Source organism: Salicibibacter kimchii (genome assembly GCF_003336365.1).
Lineage (GTDB): Bacteria > Bacillota > Bacilli > Bacillales > Marinococcaceae > Salicibibacter > Salicibibacter kimchii.
On sequence record NZ_CP031092.1, the window covers coordinates 2,840,937 to 2,856,509 of the forward strand.

General features: G+C 38.4%; 10 protein-coding genes and 1 CRISPR repeat array. Of the genes, 9 read left to right on the plus strand and 1 reads right to left on the minus strand.

What is annotated here, in order from left to right; all coding sequences use genetic code 11:
* Window positions 1-79 precede the first annotated feature (79 nt).
* From cas6 to cas2, 8 genes are read left to right on the plus strand one after another with little or no spacing between them, the layout of a single operon-like run.
* Window positions 80-832, plus strand: a complete 753-nt coding sequence (cas6, locus tag DT065_RS14365; RefSeq protein ID WP_227002623.1) for a CRISPR-associated endoribonuclease Cas6 — start codon at window positions 80-82, stop codon at window positions 830-832.
* Between the two features lie 57 nt (window positions 833-889).
* On the plus strand, window positions 890-2,815 hold the full coding sequence (gene cas8b, locus DT065_RS14370) for a type I-B CRISPR-associated protein Cas8b/Csh1 (RefSeq protein WP_114374550.1): 1,926 nt from the start codon (window positions 890-892) through the stop codon (window positions 2,813-2,815).
* A complete protein-coding gene (gene cas7b, locus DT065_RS14375; RefSeq protein ID WP_114374552.1) occupies window positions 2,805-3,755 on the plus strand; it encodes a type I-B CRISPR-associated protein Cas7/Csh2 in 951 nt (316 codons plus the stop codon). Before cas8b ends, cas7b begins: the two co-directional genes overlap by 11 nt.
* A gap of 14 nt (window positions 3,756-3,769) precedes the next feature.
* Entirely contained in the window at window positions 3,770-4,516 is a 747-nt protein-coding gene (cas5b, locus tag DT065_RS14380; RefSeq protein WP_114374554.1) for a type I-B CRISPR-associated protein Cas5b, read from the plus strand.
* Between the two features lie 13 nt (window positions 4,517-4,529).
* A complete protein-coding gene (gene cas3 / locus DT065_RS14385) occupies window positions 4,530-6,989 on the plus strand; it encodes a CRISPR-associated helicase Cas3' (RefSeq protein ID WP_114374556.1) in 2,460 nt (819 codons plus the stop codon).
* 31 nt (window positions 6,990-7,020) lie between these two features.
* Entirely contained in the window at window positions 7,021-7,518 is a 498-nt protein-coding gene (gene cas4, locus DT065_RS14390; RefSeq protein WP_114376347.1) for a CRISPR-associated protein Cas4, read from the plus strand.
* 2 nt (window positions 7,519-7,520) lie between these two features.
* Window positions 7,521-8,525, plus strand: a complete 1,005-nt coding sequence (gene cas1b, locus DT065_RS14395) for a type I-B CRISPR-associated endonuclease Cas1b (protein ID WP_114374558.1) — start codon at window positions 7,521-7,523, stop codon at window positions 8,523-8,525.
* 15 nt (window positions 8,526-8,540) lie between these two features.
* Window positions 8,541-8,804 (plus strand): CRISPR-associated endonuclease Cas2, encoded by a 264-nt coding sequence (gene cas2 / locus DT065_RS14400; RefSeq protein ID WP_114374560.1) that lies wholly within the window; start codon window positions 8,541-8,543, stop codon window positions 8,802-8,804.
* Between the two features lie 207 nt (window positions 8,805-9,011).
* Window positions 9,012-13,390: a CRISPR direct-repeat array (repeat unit 30 nt; unit sequence GTTTAGATCGTACCTTTGAGGAATTGAAAC).
* Between the two features lie 217 nt (window positions 13,391-13,607).
* Here the strand turns inward: cas2 and DT065_RS14405 are convergent.
* Window positions 13,608-14,267, minus strand: a complete 660-nt coding sequence (locus DT065_RS14405) for an adenine nucleotide alpha hydrolase family protein (RefSeq protein WP_114374562.1) — start codon at window positions 14,265-14,267, stop codon at window positions 13,608-13,610.
* A 359-nt stretch (window positions 14,268-14,626) separates the two neighbouring features.
* On the opposite strand from DT065_RS14405, the gene DT065_RS14410 reads away from it, so the two are divergent.
* Window positions 14,627-15,568, plus strand: a complete 942-nt coding sequence (locus DT065_RS14410; RefSeq protein WP_160112567.1) for an LCP family glycopolymer transferase — start codon at window positions 14,627-14,629, stop codon at window positions 15,566-15,568.
* Window positions 15,569-15,573 lie beyond the last annotated feature (5 nt).

Genomic DNA, 15,573 nt, shown 5'->3' on the forward strand with positions numbered 1-15,573 from the left:
ATTATTACTGTTGCTCCTATATTCTTATAATAAGGAAAATATGACTATGATAAATATATGCTATATAGGTAGGTGCTGTATGCGACTGTACATAACTTTTAATTTTTCATCTCCTATTACTCTACCACTGAATTATCAACAAATCCTTCAAGGATTTATATATAACCAGATTGACGATGTAGCCTTTTCCCGGTTTCTTCATGAAGAAGGGTATTCAGACGGGAAACGGAGTTTTAAAATGTTTACGTTTAGTCGTTTGCAAGGAAAAGCAACCATTAATTCTAAAAACAAAACGATTACGTTTAAAGAAAAGGTGGAGTGGCAGATAAGTTCTTGTTTGTCTAAATTTATACAAAGTTTAGGCCAAAGTATACTTATGAAGGATTCCCTATATATTAATAATCATCGCGTTGTTGTCGAAGAACTTCATTATAAAGCAACCAATGTGGGAGACCGGAAATGCTCTATTCGAATGATTTCACCTATCACTGTTCATAGTACATTTGAAGGGAGCGATGGCAAGAAAACAACCCATTATTATAATCCATGGGATCATGCATTTAACCACTTAATCAATGAAAATATTGCCCATAAGTATGCGGCCTATTATGGAGAGCAGTTAGATTCGAGAGTGAATATAAAGCCAATCAAAGTAAATGAAAGAGACAAAATCGTCACACGTTTCAAGGATTTTATCATTGAGGCTTGGAATGGCGAATATGAACTGCGAGGTGATCCAAAAATATTAACGTTTGCTTGTACCACAGGGATCGGTGCTAAAAATTCCCAAGGATTTGGCTTGCCGGAGATTTTGACTAAATGGAGGAGGTGATTGTAAATGTAGTGGATATCTATATTTTAACTCGTATTTCCAGAAAGGAGTGAAAAAATGATAGAAGCTATAAGTCATCTAGGGGAAATGTCCTTAGAGGAAAAAAACTTAACGGAAGCGTTAACGCTACGTGTTCCAAAAAAACAAAGAGGTAAGACGCAACATGTTGTAGAAATTGACCTACTTACAGATACGAATCAACTAAAAATACATCCCCCATATGAAGTGCATGATGATACTCCACTTGAATTTTTATGGATTGGAACAGCAGATGGACCAAGTAGCCCGCAATGGTATGGTACAACATCGAATGTAGAATACCTATTAAGCCAGACGATCCCTAATCTTTTAATGATGTGGGATCGACAAGATGCATTTTTTAATAAGTTACAGCAGACTTATGAACAATTTTTTATTGACATAGGACCTGGTGAGGCAAAGGAAAACAGGTATAGGTATATCATTTCACCACAGTACTATGATGCTAATGTTATTACAGAGATTAAACTAAAAAAAGTCGTCCAGGGAGCTGGAAAGGACTTTCAAAAACTAATAAAGAGTCAACACGGGCTTTCCACTGATGAAATTCAGCTTTTTTCATTATCGATTAACGGCGAGCGGATCATTGATCAGCCATTTTATCGTGAGTTGATTGTTCAAGAAAAAGAGAATGTATTTCAAAATGCAAAAGAAGGCGTTTGCAGTGTTATCGGAGAGAGAGAAAACGTCACATCCGATACAGCTAAATTAAAGTTTAACTACTATATAAATGACAAAATTAATTTTGCCAGTAATTTTGAAAAAAGTGGCTATTCCAGGAATATGGTTTTAGGAAAAAAAGCGTATCGACAGCTAATGGCTGGAGAAGCATATATAATGAGGAACTTTTACACTCGATTTGTCGCTCTACCTTGTTACGTAGTTCCGGAAATTATGTTTAGAAGTAAAGACATGGACAGCACAAATTATTATTTAGATAAATTGAGTGAAAAAATTCAAGGTTATGTTGAAACGGCAAAAACTGTCGATGTTTCACGTGAGGTTAAGGAAACCACCAAAGACTATCTTGAAGAAGATGAGGATGATTTAAACCAAGTTGTCCTTAACTTTTTATTTTTTACTAGCTCACAAAATTCTCTAAAGGTTAATAAGCTTATTCAGAGCATACCCGTTCGTCAAATGGCACGTCTTATAAATATGCAGCGTGCAAGTAGAGAGTTATCTGAACGTTTTTATGGAGAGGGAAAATGGAACTTTGGTTTGGAAAATATCTATTATTTAATTCCAATGAAGAACCAGGGCGGCAATCCACAAGAAAAACATAAAATATTAACGGTATATGAATCAATGTTGTCAGGTCAAAGAATATCTAAGAACTGGCTGATCAGCGAATTCGTCCATCTATCCAAGATCTATCAACATGAACAATTCGACAGTTACCAGATACAACCAGTAAATAATATTGATCATCACTTACGTAACAAGATGTTACAATGTCAAACATTTCTTTGGCTGATGGACAAATTAACCATAGAGGAGGGTGAAGAAATGGAGGAAACTATTGATTATCAGTTGAAAGATGGCTTAATCGTGGATTATATGAAAACTATGCAATATGGTGAAGAGGAAAGTGCCATGTTTTTACTCGGTTGCTTAATTGCTGAAGTGGCAGCCAAGCAACATAGCATAGAAGATCCGACAAAACCGATACTAAACAAGATCAATTATCAAGGAATGAATAAAACAAAAATTTCAATGTTATCCACAGAGGTTCATGGAAGACTAAGTCAATTAACGAAAACTGCAATAAATTCTTACCAAGAATCTATGTTCGCAGAACATAAACGCTTGTTTGATGCGGCGTTAAAAAATTGGTCGATGAGAGATAATGAAACTGTTTTCTATATTCTTGCAGGATATGCATTTGGTACCCAAAAACGATTCAATAATATCCAAAAGGAGGAAAATACTAATGAACAATAGTGAAATTTTATTTTTATATGATGCCAAGCTTACAAATCCGAATGGTGACATTGACGATGAAAATCGTCCTAGGATGGACTATGAGCGTTCAATTAATTTGGTGAGTGATGTTCGGTTAAAACGTTACTTGCGAGATTACTTTATTAATAAAGAGTTGGAGGTATATGCTGGTCAGGTGGATGGAAAGACGGTAAATGCAACCAAGCGTCTAGAAAATCTATTTGAAAAATATGATGAGAAAATCAATTTGACAAAATTACCTGAACCTGCAAAGCAGTGGATGTTGGATCAACTTATAGACGTACGCTTATTTGGAGCTACGATGCCGATTAAAAGTGAAGGATCAAAGGGGGGATCATTAACATATACAGGTCCTGTTCAGTTTAATTGGGGCCACTCACTCAACAAAGTAAGTCTTGTAGAATCTTCATCGATAACCTCCCATTTTAGTTCAAGTGATGCAAATGAAAGAGGCTCAATCGGTAAAGATTATCGACTATATTATTCATTGATTGCCTTTCATGGTCTGATTAGCGCGAAACGTGCTGAACATACACGTTTAGCAGATCAAGACGTACAATTATTAGATGAAGCGATCGTTCGATCAATACCTTTACAAGCAACACGGAGCAAGGTTGGACAATATCCACGATTATATTTGCGAGTTGAATACAATAACCCTGAATTTATTTCCGGCGATCTTCGAGATTATCTTCGTCTTGAAGAGCAAGAGGGGCTTCGTTCTGTCGCTGAAACGAAAGTTAATATTGATTTATTGGTAGATAAGTTAGTCCAAGTATCTGATCAAATTGAAAAAATCCACATTTGGCATGATCCGGCATTGGAATTGGAGCATAAAGAAGAAACGAAACCATTAACGGAACTTCTGCCACCAACTTTACAAGAAAAAGTGAATAGCTTGGAAGGGGCTAAGGTTTAAGGGAGGATTTCTATATGTCAACAATTTTAGTGTTCGATCTGAAAGGGGCTATGGCACAATTTAAAAAGTTTGATACAAACTCCTCTTCCTTAACTTATATTGCTCCACCACGAACAGTGATCGCCGGATTAGTAGCGGGTATTCTTGGCTATGAAAAGGATAATCACTATGAAGTGTTCTCGCCAGAAAATGCAAATATTGCAGTTTCAGTGATAGGATGGCCTAGGAAAATTATACAGACAATTAATTATATGTTTGCCAAGAATAAGACAGATTTAAATTTGAGTAAGGGACGTACACAAATACCTGTTGAATTTTTATTCCCGTCACTTGATAAACATGAGCTTACGTATCGTATATTTTTTCGACATGCAGATCCTAATTTGCAATATGATTTAAAACAAAGGCTTAAAAACCAATCATACGCTTATCCTCCCTATTTAGGACTAACAGAAATGTTGGGAAAAATATCTTGGATAGAAGAAGCAACTTGCGAACAAATAACAGCGGATGACCCTATACCGATTCATACATTATCACCTATCGAGCAATTGAAGGAAAATTCCGTTCAATTCAATGTTCATAGTGATCAGCTCTTTTATCAAAAAGAACGGATGCCAAGATTTTTCAATGGAAATCGTTATTTACAAGAGACCATGTCTTACCTAATCGAGCGTTCAGGTAGAATTATTGCCCAGCCAAAAGAAAAGTACTTTCAAGTTCAATACCAGGGCAAAACAGAGAATATATTATTTATGTGAGGTGCCCTTTCCAATGTACTTTTTATCCCATGAAGACAAACGATTATATGATCATCTTAATGAGGTCTGTCAGCTGTCAAAGAGGTTGGTAGAGGACGTTCATTTAAAAAAAGAGAAGATCGAACACGATCTTCTCCTGACCCTTTCTATATTAAACGGCATTGGTCATGATTTTGGTAAATATACGAGCTATTTTCAGGATCATCTGAAAAATAACAACGGCGGGAAAAACTCACATCACTCCTTTATTTCTGCAGTATTTACTGCACATTTAGTCAGTAAAATTTTTGACGAACATAATTCAGAATTTGCATCTTTTGCTCCCCTCTTATGCTATATATCCGTCCTGCATCATCACGGAAACTTAAAAGCGATGGATCATGTTGTTCTAAAACCTGATGATGATCTTCATGATTACTATCAACGTATTCAAACAATGGAAATTCAAATTGAGGATATAAAAGTAAATGCAGAAGAGATCGAAAAAGAGCTTTTTGAATTAGGATGTTATTACTCAATCTCTATTCCTCAGAACATTGTCCATTCTTTCATTGAAGGATGGGCGCAAACGATGAAACAACTTAAACAAATCCAACGAAAAATCAATAAGCTTGAACGAAAAGAAGACGCTATTCTGGCTGAACTTTACTTTATTCATCAAGTGTTATACTCTGCTTTAATTGATTCAGATAAACATTCTGCCTCCAATACCCATAAAGCTTCAAGACAAACGATCCCCTCGGATATAGTTGATTTGTATAGGGATGATAATTTTGATCTCAGGGATAAATCGGGAATGAATGGTTGGCGCAACAAAATGTATAATACGGCCATATCTAATATCGAACATTTTAACGACCCGATTGCTACATTGACGGCTCCAACTGGATCCGGAAAAACCTTAATGGCCTATTCCATTGCCTTAAAATTAAGGGAAAAAGCAGAAGAGGATGGAAGAGTGCCGCGTATTATTTACACATTACCATTCACGAGTGTCATAGACCAAAATTACGATCAGGCGGAAGAAATATTTGAAAAATACGTTGATACATTTAAACAAAATCAGGAGAACTTTCTTTTAAAAAATCATCATTTAGCAAGCATTCAATACAAAAATCAAGAGGAACGGCCTGTTCATGAAGCGCTTTTATTAACCGAGAGTTGGGAATCAGAGTTCATCGTTACTACATACATTCAATTGCTAGAGACTTTAATCGGATGGAGAAACCGACCTTTGAAAAAGTTTTCCAAGTTAACTAACAGTATTATCATTCTTGATGAGATACAGAATATCCGGGCAGAATACTGGCCGTTGCTTAGAAAGACTTTTCAAGCTTTAACTAATTTATTTCATTGTAAAATCATTTTGATGACAGCTACACAGCCGTTAATTTTTTCACAGGAAGATACGACAGAACTCTTGGAATCTAAAGCCCATACAAAAGCTGACTTTTTCAACTCAATGGAGCGAGTGGACTTAACATATATCCCCAATTATGGAGGTAGTTATAGTTTAGATGAATGGTTCCAATATTTTTCGGAACACTACCACAGGAATAAAAACTATCTAGCCATTTTTAATACTATATCGTCGTCCATTGCGATATACGATAAAATGACAAAAAGGTTTCCTGCTGAATGCTATTCAAATTTAAAGATCGTCTATTTATCCACAAATATCGTTCCTATAGAAAGACAAAGACGAATCAAGAAAATAAAAAGTTTAATGAAAGACTATCAGGTCATTGTTGTTTCAACACAAGTTGTCGAAGCGGGCGTTGATTTGGACTTTGATGTGGTATTTCGGGACATCGGTCCTGTTGATTCGATTATCCAAGCATCCGGAAGGTGTAACCGTAACGGTAGAAACTGTCGAGGGGAAGTCAATATTCTCCCTATATGCAGAGACAATGGTCAAGATGAAGCGATGCTTGTTTATGGGAAAGCGCACATCAGTATTTCTAAAGAATTGTTACCCAAAGAAAAGACACGTGAGTCAGATTTTCTGGATTATGTCGATAGATATTTTACTTTAATCCAAAATCACATCAATAAGGACCATTCTAAAAAACTTTGGAAGGCGATTCAAAAATTACATTTCAATGGGAACTATAGAACCGAAACATATATTTCCGATTTTCAATTAATTGACGATAACAATTCTCAGTTTGTAGATGTTTTTTTTGAAATTGATAAAGAATCACAGGGCTTGTGGGAAGAATACGTGACCAATGTTTTTGAGGAGCCAAACCCGGAAAAGCGATTTAAGAAACATTTAGACTTGAAGAAAGAAATTAGAAAATATGTCATTTCTGCTCCACTGAAGTTGTTTCAGGGAGATCTGAAAGACCAAATTGATATGTACGAACGTTTGCATTTATTGCATATCCCTTATTATCGACTATCACAACATTATAATTTGGAATATGGAGTTATACGTTCTCAAACAGAAGTTGAAGTATGGATGATGTAAGGGAAAGGGCGTATTAGCATTGAGTTATGTAATGGACGTGACAGGTACACACATCTGGTACTACTTCATCTGTAAACGAGAAGTCTGGTTACTCATCCATAATATCGCTGCAGATCAGGATGATGAAAATATAGACTTAGGCCGTTTCATTAATGAACATACGTACAAACGAAACAAAAGGGAAATTTTGATTGGTAATATCAAGGTTGATCGGGTACGAAAAGAAGGGGATCAATTGATTATAGGTGAAGTCAAAAAGTCCTCGCGATATTTGGAAAGCGCACGCTATCAACTGCTCTTTTATCTTCAAACTTTGCGCAAGATGGGGATTAACGCGAGCGGTGAACTGCTTTTTCCTGAAGAAAAGAAAACGGAAACTATCAATTTAGACAATGAATCCGATCAACGTTTAAATGCAGCGGTGGAAGATATTCGTAAAATTGCTCGTCAACCGATTCCACCTGCCCCTAAAAAGATCAATTTTTGTCAAAAATGTGCTTATCGTGAATATTGCTGGGCGGAGGGTTGAGTATGAAAAAGACACTATACATTTTTAAAAATGGTCAACTTAGACGCAAAGACAACACATTGTTTTTTGAAAATGAGGAAGGCAAGAAAGTTATCCCGGTTGAAGATACAAATGACATATATGTTTTTGGAGAAGTCGATGTAAGCAAGCGATTTTTAGAGTTTGTTTCTCAAAAAGAAATCTGTGTCCACTATTTTAATTATTACGGTTATTATACAGGGACATTTTACCCTCGAGAACATTTAAATGCCGGTCATGTGATTCTTAAGCAAGCCGAGCACTACATTAACTTTGACAGAAGAGTAGATTTGGCAAAAACTTTTGTACGTGGGTCAGTAGATCAAATGAACAGAGTGATCAAATACTATAAGAATCGAGTATCGCAAGACCGGGAACGGTTGGAGGAAATCACGGAAGATTTTGGCCAAGTGTATGGTCAATTACAACCTTTGAAAACCGTAGAAGAAGCTATGTCTGTAGAAGGTCATGCACGGGAAAAATATTATTCTGCTTTTGATATTATTATTGGAAATCGTGATTTTCGTTTTGAAAAAAGAAGTAGCCGTCCCCCGCTAAATCGATTGAATGCATTGATTAGTTTTGGAAATTCGATATGCTATACAATGGTGTTGAGCGAAATTTATAAAACATACCTTGATCCACGTATTGGATATTTACATGCAACGAATTTCAGACGTTTTTCTTTGAATCTGGATGTGGCTGAAATTTTTAAACCTATCCTCATAGACAGGCTTATATTTTCATTACTGAATAAAAGAATGATACAAAAAAAGGATTTTGATAAGCATACCGATGCCATTCTATTATCCGAGTCAGGAAGAAAAACATTTATTTCTGAGTTAGACAATCGGTTAAAACAAACTGTCAACCATCGCCATTTAGGAAAGTCGGTATCCTATCGTCGGTTAGTTCGATTGGAATTGTACAAAGTTCAAAAGCATTTGCTCGGTGAGAAAGATTATAAGCCTTATCAAGCATCCTGGTAGAGAGGAGGTAATGATTTGTTTGTTATTTTAGTATATGATTTTGCTCAAAAGAGAGTAGGGAAAGCATTGAAAATTGGTCGTAAATATTTACACTGGGTTCAGAATTCTGTATTAGAAGGAGAGATTTCTAAGGGCAATTTTGTTAAACTAAAAAAAGAATTAGAAATGTTAATGGATCCCGAAGAAGATTCGGTTATCCTATACACCTTTCGATCACAAAAATATTCCAAACGAGAAGAAATGGGACTCAAAAAAGGTGGTGATGATAACATCATTTAGCCATGGCCATGGCTATGGCCAATTTTCATTGTCGTCGACCATTGATAGAGTAGTAGACACGGAAGACCGACGACATGAAATAATCTGATAAATTAGTGCGAAATAGCGGATTTATCAAGACATCGGAACAATATGGACTATCTCCTATCAAAAAGCAGGAAATTTAAAGTTAGCATAGAATACTGATATTAGCGGCTTAATATTGGGGTTTAGATCGTACCTTTGAGGAATTGAAACATGGCAAATCATGCAGAAAACAAATGGGAGTGGAAAGTTTAGATCGTACCTTTGAGGAATTGAAACCAATCATTCGCCCCGCTTCTTGGAGCGTAGGCATCTGCGTTTAGATCGTACCTTTGAGGAATTGAAACAAGGGTTTGACCTGCAACCAAAATTCGAGCTGCAAGTTTAGATCGTACCTTTGAGGAATTGAAACATGGCTTCGATGTCGGATTCAGTGTTTTTTATGACGTGTTTAGATCGTACCTTTGAGGAATTGAAACGCTCATTAGGTGCAATCATCGGGGATCGGGAGCGGCAGGTTTAGATCGTACCTTTGAGGAATTGAAACATGTCCGCCACCACATCAAACTTCATATAATGTATAGTTTAGATCGTACCTTTGAGGAATTGAAACCTGAGCTAGTGACATCACTAACAATCCCCGACCACGTTTAGATCGTACCTTTGAGGAATTGAAACACGGCTTCATTGACAGCTTCATCAAACGTATCTTTGAGTTTAGATCGTACCTTTGAGGAATTGAAACAGATTTTCAGTATCTGCTTTGCTTCATCGTTCACTCGGTTTAGATCGTACCTTTGAGGAATTGAAACTAAGGACAGCGATGTGCATACAGTCATTGGTAAAGTTGTTTAGATCGTACCTTTGAGGAATTGAAACTTTCCATCCTTGCGCCGCCTCCTCGTCGTGCCATTGCGTTTAGATCGTACCTTTGAGGAATTGAAACCGTGAAGCTGACAACAGCTCTAATGAAAGTTGGGGGTTTAGATCGTACCTTTGAGGAATTGAAACACACGGTTGAGCAGTCATCAAACGGCGGCGACGAAGGGTTTAGATCGTACCTTTGAGGAATTGAAACACAGCCTGTTTGATATGGTTGGCATCGAATTGCCAGTTTAGATCGTACCTTTGAGGAATTGAAACATGGTTAAGCGTCGATGCGATGATTTTTTCGAGTATTTGTTTAGATCGTACCTTTGAGGAATTGAAACTGAAAATTCGTCTGGATCGAATAGCTTAAACCGCATCAGTTTAGATCGTACCTTTGAGGAATTGAAACTACGATCATCGGCACATGCGAACACGTTAATGTAAATGTTTAGATCGTACCTTTGAGGAATTGAAACACGGTCATCGTGGAAAATTCAGTGAAGTTATATTCGAGTTTAGATCGTACCTTTGAGGAATTGAAACTAAACATCTCGATACATACCCATCATTTCTTTTATATGTTTAGATCGTACCTTTGAGGAATTGAAACATGATTCTGTAAGATCATGCCAAGAATCATTGAAATCGTTTAGATCGTACCTTTGAGGAATTGAAACAGGCATAGAGTAACTATCCAACAAAAAGAACAATCCGTTTAGATCGTACCTTTGAGGAATTGAAACAACGGCAACTTTGCCGGTTAGTTTCGGATGTGATTCGTTTAGATCGTACCTTTGAGGAATTGAAACTACGCAATTCATTCATAAACTCGGTAACTTCGTCATCCGTTTAGATCGTACCTTTGAGGAATTGAAACCGTATATGACGTTGAACACGGTATAAATGACGTAATGTTTAGATCGTACCTTTGAGGAATTGAAACCGTCATCAAAAACACCGAATCTGACATTGAAGCCATCGTTTAGATCGTACCTTTGAGGAATTGAAACTAATGAACAGATTCGACGGATTGGATAGGGGGCATAGGTTTAGATCGTACCTTTGAGGAATTGAAACTTCGTATCAAAGAAGACGGTGAAGAAACAGAAGAAGGGTTTAGATCGTACCTTTGAGGAATTGAAACAATCATGGAGCTTATCAGCGGAAAGATAGATAAGGCGTTTAGATCGTACCTTTGAGGAATTGAAACTGGAAATCGTCCGCCCTGAAATGAATCAAGCCCTGGGTTTAGATCGTACCTTTGAGGAATTGAAACATTGGTCGTCTCACAAAAGATTTAGATTTGCGATATGTTTAGATCGTACCTTTGAGGAATTGAAACTGTATCAAAGGGCGGTGACAAAGTGGAGCGGGAAATGTTTAGATCGTACCTTTGAGGAATTGAAACTCGGATATGTTTACTTGGTTCGTCGACCTCATTGCACGTTTAGATCGTACCTTTGAGGAATTGAAACTAATGTGCGCCCACATATGATTCAGGATTTAGATAACGGTTTAGATCGTACCTTTGAGGAATTGAAACGTTGGCAGACTCACGAGGGATTGGGAACTACGATACGTTTAGATCGTACCTTTGAGGAATTGAAACTCAAGGGCGCGAAGATGAAAGAGGTCGTGTTCGTGGTTTAGATCGTACCTTTGAGGAATTGAAACATTCGTCAAATTCATCTTGTGATATCCCGAGCGTTTCGTTTAGATCGTACCTTTGAGGAATTGAAACCTCTCAAATTTACGACATACAGGAAGTCGGATATGAGTTTAGATCGTACCTTTGAGGAATTGAAACTAGATATATTCACAGGTCTCAGGCAGACGGTCAGGGTTTAGATCGTACCTTTGAGGAATTGAAACACGGTTGCACTTAAAATGCCGTTTTTTTCTGCTCGGTTTAGATCGTACCTTAGTATGAACAACTTGTTTAGATCGTACCTTTGAGGAATTGAAACACAAAGAAACCGCACACGATTTAAAAAGATCGTACGTTTAGATCGTACCTTTGAGGAATTGAAACATGCATCATTTGTTGTGTTGTTAGCGATAACGTTGTAGTTTAGATCGTACCTTTGAGGAATTGAAACCATTAAAGATGTCAGATAGCTGGAATAAAACATCTTGTTTAGATCGTACCTTTGAGGAATTGAAACTTGAGCAAAAAGAAAACGTATCGACCGTGGAGTTAGTTTAGATCGTACCTTTGAGGAATTGAAACACGATAGTAATGATGACGGCGTCCAAGCGGCTATCAATGTTTAGATCGTACCTTTGAGGAATTGAAACTGGACTGCGAAGCACGTACTATGGCAGAGATCAAAGTTTAGATCGTACCTTTGAGGAATTGAAACTAATTCGCACTACCTACCCCACCTTTCAGTTAAATCTAGTTTAGATCGTACCTTTGAGGAATTGAAACAAACAATGTGAACCTCATTACCCAAGGGTGTCTATTTGTTTAGATCGTACCTTTGAGGAATTGAAACATCTCTAAAAATAAGATAGCCTTTCGAGGCTTTTCGTTTAGATCGTACCTTTGAGGAATTGAAACTTTATTCAATTGCTCGTATCCTTCTAGCTTCCCTTGTTTAGATCGTACCTTTGAGGAATTGAAACGCGCTTCCTTCTTCTTTGGAAATTCTTTGTAGTTTTCGTTTAGATCGTACCTTTGAGGAATTGAAACTCGGCAAGATTTCGATTTCTTTCTGCAATGTGTACGTTTAGATCGTACCTTTGAGGAATTGAAACCCTATATCTTCAAACGTTTGGTGGTTCCCTTGTCTTCGTTTAGATCGTACCTTTGAGGAATTGAAACCAGGCGTATATGAATTGGAAGTGTCAGCCAACGTAGTTTAGATCGTACCTTTGAGGAATTGAAACTTGCACTTCTTTTCCAAGTCCATCACCCCTTGTTTTCGTTTAGATCGTACCTTTGAGGAATTGAAACATGGGATACCCCTCGCATAAAGTCGTCGGGTTTAGTATGTTTAGATCGTACCTTTGAGGAATTGAAACTAAGAAGGACGGTTTGTAACTCGCGTGCCTTCCTCGTTTAGATCGTACCTTTGAGGAATTGAAACTTTTCCAAAACACCCTCGAAAGTATGCTCTGTTTCGGTTTAGATCGTACCTTTGAGGAATTGAAACTCCGTACTGGCAAAGCGAAGTCGGTCAAGATGATGTGTTTAGATCGTACCTTTGAGGAATTGAAACTTAAATCGCTCGCCAAGACGTCCCAGCCACTCTCCAGTTTAGATCGTACCTTTGAGGAATTGAAACGCGTTTACCGCGCTCCGGATCAACCATGCTAAATGTGTTTAGATCGTACCTTTGAGGAATTGAAACTCCCGCCCTCCCTCGGCGACGATCAGCCCACCACTTAGTTTAGATCGTACCTTTGAGGAATTGAAACTTGCGTACTTTGGCATCTTCCTAATCCAACGATCTTGTTTAGATCGTACCTTTGAGGAATTGAAACTAATCAATAAAAAATTCATCGGCACTTATATCTAATGCGTTTAGATCGTACCTTTGAGGAATTGAAACTTTTCCTTAAAATGGTAAATCATCATCCGAGATATCAGTTTAGATCGTACCTTTGAGGAATTGAAACGAATATGTGGACGACGGTATAAGCGGCGCTGTATTAGAGTTTAGATCGTACCTTTGAGGAATTGAAACATTAAAGGGAATAAGTGTAACCTATTCACGGGAGAAAAATTATCGGGTTGTGAATAGAGTTCACCTAATTTCGGAATATATCGAGGAATCAGACATTTTCAGTGGCTATTTTTGGTCTGCTCGCATTTTCGAAAGCAGTAAGAAGCCGCATTTCTCAACGAAGAATGCGGCTTCTCGCCAACAAATGAACCAATGAACAAGGGTCAGTATCGTTTCCCTACGACGTAAATCCTTCAGCGATATTCTCCAAATGCGGCACATGTCCTTTTAACACTTGAACCTCATAGATGTCGTTCTCTTCGTAAAACACAAATCGTCCATTGTTAAAATCGGTTCGAATATGCTTGTAAAAAACACCTTCGTGTGTGGTGGTGTTTATGTCATGGTGGAAGGCCAGATCATAGGTCCCATTATCTTTTCCGTGTAGATAAGCGTTTACGCCATGCTCAAAATGCATATCATCTTCATGATGATGTTTCGGTACGACCCTAACGTCTGCATGTGGCAAATCCTTAAGCAACCCATCAAGCGTTGTGTTTCCTAAAAATCGTCGCCAGAGGCTCTCTACCATTTGGCTAATGATGATTTGTGTCGCATTGATTTTTTTTGCTCGGTCTGCGATCACTTTGTTGACTTTATAGGAATCGCTTTTTTCCATGATTAAATCTGCACCGTAATGGGTGGAGATTTTTTTAAATAATGGCATGCCGACAATTTTGTCGTGTTCGTCGTCTTCGGGCAAGGATCCGAACACCAAAATGGTCATGGGGGCTTCCAGCTTTAGGGCAAGTTTTAGGCCGCGGCGGATAAGTCGAATGCCGGTTTGGCCATGGTTCACACAGACCAAGATATGCTCGTCATGATGGCTAAAATCCATGTGGCTCACTTCCTTCGAACATCTTTGGTGTTCTCATTATGCCCAACTAAGTATAGGGTTATACGGAAGGAAGGCGCTTCAACATGTTGTTTATGCATGATATGTCATGTTTTATACGTAAAAAGGTATCGTTAAGTCAAAAGGAGGTGCTTCCATTGGCTGTAAAAGGCGTTGAACCGTTACCGATGGACATATATGAAGCGTGTTAGCAGACGTTAACTCAAAGCTAGGAAGCTTGAATTAGAATGTAAACACGCCGGAATATGCTTGTAAAAAAGAACATGTGCTGCGCATACATTCCACGCGATCGTTTGATGAAGGATAAGGTCACCAGATCAGTTTTGAGGAGTTCATTCATCATGGATCAAAGGAAGCGCGTCCTATATACGTTGACAGTCGTTGGTGTATTGGTGTTGTTAGCGATCGGCGTGGGTGTGTACAATGTGACATCCCATCTAGATGATGTGACGGAACAGGTGAACGAACCGTTGCAGCGCGGCAAAATGTCCGAGAAACGGGAGAGTGTTGTGGAGCCGGAGATGGACAACATCTCTGTTTTATTTATGGGTTTGGACAATCGGGAAAGTGAGCTCAACGGGCTTGCGGATGCCATGGTGCTCGCGACCTTCAACCGTGAGGAAGGAACGATAAAGTCCTTAAGCATCCCGCGAGATGCTTGCGTTCAAATTCCCGGGCGAATGCAAAAAGACAAGATAAATCACGCCCACGCGTTTGGTGGGGCGGACTTGGCCGTGGAGACCGTCGAGGACTTATTGGATATTCCGGTCGATTACTATGTCACCTTTAACTTTGATGCATTTATGGACATTATTGATGTTTTTGACGGCGTTGACGTGGATGTTCCGTTTGCATTCAGCGAGCAGGATGCAGGCGGAAGCCTTGGGGCGATCCAATTTGATGAAGGTGAGCAGACGCTCAACGGCGAAGAAGCATTGGCTTACGTCCGGATGAGGTATCAGGACCCCACCGGAGATTTTGGACGCATGGAGCGCCAACAAGAAGTCATGGAGCAGTTAGCAGATAAAGCGATGTCGTTCCAGTCGATTGCCAAGTATACCCGCGCTTTTCATCAACTGGAAGACAATATGAATTTCAATTTTTCCTTCACCGAGCTCGTTTCGCTGCAACCGTATACGAGCAATCTCAAGAAGATGGACACTTATCAGCTTGATGGAACGGAACGATGGGAAAATGGGATTTTTTATTTTGACATAGATGACGAATCATTGACCGATGTGGCGAGCGAACTGTGTGAACATCTGGAATTGGACGAGGCGTAGGGGAT

Excerpts from the sequence above, each read along its gene's own strand:
- cas5b (WP_114374554.1), top strand. The coding sequence starts at position 3,770 with ATGTCAACAATTTTAGTGTTCGATCTGAAAGGGGCTATGGCACAATTT.
- cas6 (WP_227002623.1), top strand. The coding sequence starts at position 80 with ATGCGACTGTACATAACTTTTAATTTTTCATCTCCTATTACTCTACCA.
- cas1b (WP_114374558.1), top strand. The coding sequence starts at position 7,521 with ATGAAAAAGACACTATACATTTTTAAAAATGGTCAACTTAGACGCAAA.
- cas3 (WP_114374556.1), top strand. The coding sequence starts at position 4,530 with ATGTACTTTTTATCCCATGAAGACAAACGATTATATGATCATCTTAAT.
- cas7b (WP_114374552.1), top strand. The coding sequence starts at position 2,805 with ATGAACAATAGTGAAATTTTATTTTTATATGATGCCAAGCTTACAAAT.
- cas4 (WP_114376347.1), top strand. The coding sequence starts at position 7,021 with ATGGACGTGACAGGTACACACATCTGGTACTACTTCATCTGTAAACGA.
- DT065_RS14410 (WP_160112567.1), top strand. The coding sequence starts at position 14,627 with ATGGATCAAAGGAAGCGCGTCCTATATACGTTGACAGTCGTTGGTGTA.
- cas8b (WP_114374550.1), top strand. The coding sequence starts at position 890 with ATGATAGAAGCTATAAGTCATCTAGGGGAAATGTCCTTAGAGGAAAAA.
- DT065_RS14405 (WP_114374562.1), bottom strand. The coding sequence starts at position 14,267 with ATGGATTTTAGCCATCATGACGAGCATATCTTGGTCTGTGTGAACCAT.